The 2,845-nt window shown below is 36.3% G+C and carries 3 protein-coding genes; 2 read left to right on the top strand and 1 reads right to left on the bottom strand.

Annotated elements, in window-relative coordinates; genetic code table 11:
- Positions 1-537, bottom strand: a 537-nt coding sequence (locus K8S13_RS23285; protein WP_291466121.1) for a hypothetical protein, incomplete at its 3' end; no start/stop codon positions are given.
- A gap of 189 nt (positions 538-726) precedes the next feature.
- Here K8S13_RS23285 and K8S13_RS23290 point away from each other — a divergent pair.
- Positions 727-1,005: a hypothetical protein gene (locus tag K8S13_RS23290; RefSeq protein ID WP_291466122.1), complete on the top strand. Its 279-nt coding sequence runs from the start codon at positions 727-729 to the stop codon at positions 1,003-1,005.
- A gap of 11 nt (positions 1,006-1,016) precedes the next feature.
- Positions 1,017-2,845: MMPL family transporter (locus K8S13_RS23295; protein WP_291466123.1), on the top strand; the 1,829-nt coding region annotated here is incomplete at its 3' end.

Consider the following 2,845-nt stretch of genomic DNA (forward strand, 5'->3'; position numbering starts at 1 on the left):
ATTTTTAAGCTCCAGCAATTCATAATATCTTTTGCTGTTGGAAAGAGCGATTGTAAAAGGAGTCCTGAGAAGCTTAAGAAGATGAAGATCTTTATCATCATAATGGTCCCAGCCAAATGCGCCGAAACTGATTCCTCCCAGCCACTTATTATCGACAATAAGCTTGGTTACAATAAGAGAACATTTTTCATGAATCCCGGTGGTGCTTAACATATAACTTCCCATAGGATCTTCATTTGCCCGGTTAAAAAGTAGTTGGTCAGGCATTTCACCGCTTTTCATTAGCTTCCATACATCAGAAGGGGGGAAGGACTTGATATTGACCCTTTGTCCTCTGTCATGGTCAGCCCGTGCAAATATGATTCCACATTTTTCTTCAGGTTTAAAATAATGAAGATATGCCCTGTCCACCTTTATAAATTTTGAAATATACTTAAAACAATTCCATAATGCTTTTTCAATTTCAAAGGTTCCACAAATCCGAAGTGCTGCTTCACGGAAAAACTCGTTTTCATTAATTTTTTTATCATGTTTCATGATTACTCCTGAATAAATATAAAAAAAGTATCATATTTGACATTATGAAGCTATAATTATCGCATATGACACTTCAAGTGTCAAATATGATATATTCTTAATCATTTCTTTATAACATCTTGATATTACAACACTATAATACTTGGCACAGTCTATGCTCTATTTAATTTCAAAAGAGGAGGGGTATGTATGAAATATATTGAACTTATAAGATTAAGAACTACAGGTAATTATTCTGACAAAATTGTACAGATACTTATGGAAACAATAGATACAAATAAAACAGCCAAAAAACATTGTGATATGCAATTTTTCAAAAATACGCCCGTGAAGACCGATTTTCTTGTCCTTATCAACTATTACACCGATAGTATCGATCCCCATGGAAGCCAGATCGGGCAAGAGCTTTGCGAGTCATTAAAAAAATTCGGATTGATTAATCATACAACCTGGGCGGAACTATATTAAAGGAGAGAAAAATGCACAAAATTAAATTAATTATTGAGGATCGTTTTGAAACTCTGGGAAGATATATTTTCCAAAAAAAATGGTGTTTTTTAATCATTTCCGTTTTGTTAACAATGCTTTTTGCATCTCAACTCCCCAAAACAAATCTTGACGCATCTACAGTTGGTTTTTTTCATAAGAATGATCCAACCAGGCTGACATATGAAGCTTTCCAGGAGCAATTCGGTCTGGATGAAGTGGTTGTTATATCGGTGAGCCCGCCGAATCTTTATGATTTGAGTTTCTTAAGGAAGCTGAAAGCCTTTCACGAAGAGCTTGAAGAAAAAACACCCTATCTTGATGAGGTGAAAAGCCTTATCAATATTACGTCGACATGGGGAGAGGAAAACGAGCTGATAGTTGAAAAACTTATGGAAGATTTCCCTGAAAATATAATCATGTTAAAGGAAAAAATAAAAAGAATAAGAGAAACACCATTATACAATAACCTGATCATTTCAGGTGACGAGAAACATACTGCTATACTGGTAAGATCCGTTGCTTTTTCCCAGACAGATGAAATTTTAGGAAATGAACTCGAAGAATTTGATGAAAAAACAGATGACAGCTATATTCATGTTGCAATAACTGACCGGGAAAATTCAGAATTTTTAGAAGCCATATATAAAATCGCAAAAAAATATAACTCAAAAAATTTTCCCATTGAGATTGCAGGATCACCGGTCATTATAGGTACGGTTAAACATCATATTCAAACGGATACACCCCGCTTTACAGCTGGATGTTTTATTGCCATTTCAATCCTGCTTATGCTGATTTTTAGAAGAATCAGCGGTGTTGTTTACCCGTTGATTGTCGTAACCTTTTCCATGGCTTCAACTTTGGGAATAATGGCATTTTTTTCGGCTCCCATTACACCTATCACACAAATTTTACCTGGATTTATCCTGGTTGTGGGGGTGTGCGCTTCAGTCCATATTCTGGCAATATTTTATTCACACTTTGATAAAAATCAAAATAAAGAAGATGCTATTGCTTTTACTTTCCACCATTCGGGCTTAGCAATTATGATGACCAGTCTGACCACCGCAGGAAGCCTGATTTCATTTATACCAGCCAAGATACTCCCCATAGCCGAACTGGGAATTTATGCTCCCATCGGAGTTTTGCTTGCCTTGTTTTTTACTCTTTTTTTTCTGCCCGCGCTTCTGGCTGTTACACCCATTAAAACAAAGAATATAGCAGACAAGCCTGCAAAAGAGTCTTTAATAGATAGAATATTGCTGGCAATGGGGCGGTTTTCAATACAATCCCCTAAAAAAGTCATGTTTGTAACATTAATATTAACCTTTCTGGCTATTGTGGGGATGGCAAAGCTCAATTTTTCACATAATCACCTGGCATGGTTTCCTGATGACGAGTCTGTAAAAGTTGCCACTCAAAAAATTGACAAGGCACTGAATGGAACAGTTACCGCGGAATTTATAATTGATACAAAAAAAGAAAACGGTCTGCATGACCCTGAGATGATGAAAAAACTTGCAATGATAAACCAGGTTGCTGAAAAATACAGGAAAGACGACCTTTTTGTGGGAAAATCTTTTTCCCTTGCCGATACCTTGAAAAATATTCACAAGGCATTAAATGAAAACAGACTGGAGTTTTATGCGATTCCCGAAGATAAAAAATTAATTGCCCAGGAACTGCTTCTCTTTGAAAACGGTGGAACCGATGATCTGGAAAGACTCGTGGACTCACAATTCAGCAAAGCCAGGATTACGATGAAATTTCCCTGGAAAGATGCAAATCGATACGTGGATGTTTTAAATGAACTGGAAGC

The organism is Desulfobacula sp. (assembly GCF_021107415.1).